This window comes from Propionivibrio pelophilus DSM 12018 (assembly GCF_059569095.1).
Map to the genome: position 1 here is coordinate 1 of NZ_JCANUT010000110.1, position 3530 is coordinate 3530.

Below are 3530 nucleotides of genomic sequence, written 5' to 3' on the forward strand. Positions count from 1 at the left end.
GCGTGTAGATCCCTTTCGGTAGTCGTTCCATCCTTGTCCTCCGTTCCTCACATTTTACGAAACGTTGGACTCCACTTTTTTCAGCCTACCTCACACTTCGGTACTACGCCGCACGGTTTGAGGCATGCCTACGGCAGAGACTTGACCAATGCTGGCGTTGACCCGTTGATTCGGAAGAAGGCATTGCATCACAAATCAATCACATCTCAACTCGTTTATACAGAATTGGATCGCCAAAAAATATCGCAGCTGTTGGCGAGCGCGTCCGTGGAAATGAGCGAAGGCGCATCAATAAGGGCTGTTGGAGTGTTCGATATGGGGTTTGAGGATGTTGATCCGCTTGGGCTCTTGTCTGGTCCCAATCCGCGATTACGGAGGGGGTGATGCCTAAGAAGACTGATTCTACGCATAAGCTTCTCGACCAGATGAGAATGTCTCGGCGCTATAAAGATGTATTAAGCGATATTTCCCTTGGTCGCCATGGGCTTGAGAAGTGGCGGAATTTGGCGCTCGACTGGATCGATACACTAAAGACAGATACGGACGCGCACGTTCAGGCTGTCAAAGTATTGCTGACAGACTACATCCTTAAGAATGGACTGAGTACGTCACCCAAAGACTTATATGACTCCCGCTTGGCGAAGCCGGAGTACACGGTGAATAAATCAGATTGGCGCGAGGTACAGGTATACAACTATATCTGCCAGTTCCTTAATTGGTCGTTCTCGCGCCGGATAAGGCCGTCACTGCTGGGTGATGAGGTTCAGTTTTACAAGTCACCAATCTTCCGGAGCCACAGGTCGAAAAAACTTGTGGCTGACCGGGAGCGATTCCTCGCGTCACAGTTAAGTGACCCCTTAAGGGTAGATGAGCTCTTTGGTGCACTGACAGAAAAAGACGCCAAGTTTGCGACGTGGATCAGTCTGGCAAAGGAATGGTTTTGTACTGTTCCCGCGGAAAAGCGTGGTATTTCGCTTGATGCTCTCCAGCGGTTTTTCGTGTCTTATCTGCTCGAACATAAGGTGGTCGAAAAGCCTCGGCAATTTTTCCTTCTAAAGACGTCAGACGAGTTGCCCTTGATTTCGTCCGTGTTCAGATTTTCCGCGGCAGGCGACCTGGATCGTTTCGTTCAATTGAATGCGTTTCTCGACTGGACCTTGATTTCATGCCGTTTAAGCCAAGAAACGCACGGTAACCCGTTCTCATCTAGCCGTCTTGGCGCGCGGTCCAGGACTCGTATTGCCGATGACAAGGACCTTTTGTATCTGAGCAGGCTTGATCCATTGATGGAGGATTGGCGGCGACTTGCTGCTGAGTGGTTATCGCGCAGCCCAAAGCAATACAGTCATCGAATTTGGGCCCTGTCGTATTTTTTTCGACGGTACATTATTCCCCTAAAACTCGACCGAAATCCTATTGCGTTTCTCAGTGCACACACTGCAAATCCTCCGTTTCTCGATGTCTATTTGGCATCGAAAACCAAGGGAAAGAAAGGGATGGCGAAAGCGCTGACGGACAATGATGTACGCACCAACAACATCGTGCACGACTTTTTGCAGTGGGTACTTGAAGAGAAATTGTCTGAAGAAGATGACTATGGACGTCAGACCGTACCTGCGGAACTGAAGAATCCTGTCGAATTTCAGCCGACTGGCTACAACAGAGCTTTGGCAGAAAGTAACAAAAGCCCACTTCCCATTCGGTACATCGTCGAGCTACGGAAGATGTTGGCCGAAGGTCCGACATTCGGCGACTGGAAATGGGCGCAAGGGGCGAGTTCAGGTTCGTGGTTTGACGTATCTCCGGAAATTATCGACGACGAAGACCCCAACTGCGTTTTTAGGGTGACGGATGATGAGCGAGTGCAATTATGGTCGCCAGTACGAAGCGTGGCGCTGTATGTCAAGCTCGAACTCCCATTGAGGACGTATCAGGTTCGAATGCTGGATTCAGGAGAGGCCGATACTTGGCGCTATGAAAATGGCGAATTCGTGGAGAACCCCAGCCCACTTGCCACCGGTACACCTCAGCGTCCATACAAGAAAGGGGTCTTTTACAAGAGCAACGAGGCTGGCTCGGATAATGAGGTTGGACTATTCATCAACACAAACAAGACAGCTGATATTGACAAGCCAGAAGATAAGAAAGGCTACGTGATCCCTTGGACTCACGCGCCTGCGCTCTATTGGTTGGAAGCTCTCCGAAATTGGCAGGAGAAGTACAACCCGATTATGCTTCCAACGCCGTGGACCGAACTAAATGTTGACCATTTGAGACATGCTAAACACGAAGAGACGCTCTTTCAGCAAGGCACGGCTTGTTTCCTTTTTCGTGATGCGTCGGCGTTTCGAATGGAAAATCGCAAAAAGCCGTTGCCAGATATCCATTTGGACAAGCTGTGGCACAGGTTGCTCACTCGGCTTGAGGCAGAGGGAGGGCACAAGTTGCCAGATGGTACACCTGCTCGATTTACTTCACAGGCGCCCAATTCGACAGCAACATTCTTTCCGCTTCATGCACTTCGGGTATCGCTGATTACCTATTTTGTGATCGATGCGGGGCTTCCGATTCAGGTTGTTTCCAAGCTGATTGCGGGGCACTCACGAATTCTCATGACGCTTTATTACACAAAGGCGGGAATTTCGTATGTAAATGAGGTGTTGGCGGAAGCGGAGCGAAAGGCTTTCGACAAAGCCGCGGAGAGCGAGAGACACTTTCTCCGAGATCGAACCTATGAGAGCGTTGCGTCTCGCTATGCCTATCTTAGCGAAGACGCTCCTTCTGCTTATGTCAGCCAACCGAGTGCAGCATCCACTATCTTCGAAGACAAGGGGATTTGTCCGGTAGCGGGGCAGTTTTGCGATGTGGGTGGCCCTCCTGCTACGGCTACCAAGGTAAAAACACGGTTTTTGCCGGTTCCGGGGTATCCGAAACGGAATTGCGTTCGCTGTCGCTTCTTCTTGACCGGCCCTGCATTTTTACCAGGCTTGGTTGCTCACTTCAACAAGCTGAGTTACGACGTAAATAATGCATCAGAGCGGTATGCAAGACTGGATGCTATTGTTCGGGAACTAGAAAACGAAAGGTTTTCATATCAGCAAGAGGATGAATATTTCCCGAAAACTGGGGAGCTTGAAAGGGTTCAGCAACGCTATGAGGCGCAGGCAGAACAACTCAACCAATTGGTGCTGGATATGCAGCATTGTCATAGGTTGGTGACCAAATCTGTCGAACTTGGACGTGCTGAAATGGTTGATTCAAAGCTGCAACTGGCGACCAATGGAACTATTGCTGACCTTGGGTTTGCCCTGAAGGAAACCCAGTCGGAGATACATCAGATTGAGGTTGTTTGCGAGAACGCCGTTTTCTATCCGGAGATTGATGCCCGGCAGGCGGTTCTTCGCCGTTCGCATTTGCTCGACTTGATGTTCGATCTTATTAACCCGGCCCTTAAATAGGCTGTTTGCTGTATGATTTCCGCATGGAAAAGATTGATGCGCGTAAGCTGGGTTATGAGGGGCGAGATACGC

Annotated in this window: 1 protein-coding gene; it reads left to right on the forward strand. The window is 50.0% G+C overall.

What is annotated here, in order from left to right; genetic code table 11:
• Nucleotides 1-383 precede the first annotated feature (383 nt).
• Nucleotides 384-3458, forward strand: coding sequence for a gamma-mobile-trio integrase GmtZ (gmtZ, locus tag BO74_RS20720; protein ID WP_496445243.1), 3075 nt, complete (start codon nt 384-386; stop codon nt 3456-3458).
• The last annotated feature ends 72 nt before the right edge of the window (nt 3459-3530 follow it).

Excerpts from the sequence above, each read along its gene's own strand:
- gmtZ (WP_496445243.1), top strand. The coding sequence starts at position 384 with ATGCCTAAGAAGACTGATTCTACGCATAAGCTTCTCGACCAGATGAGA.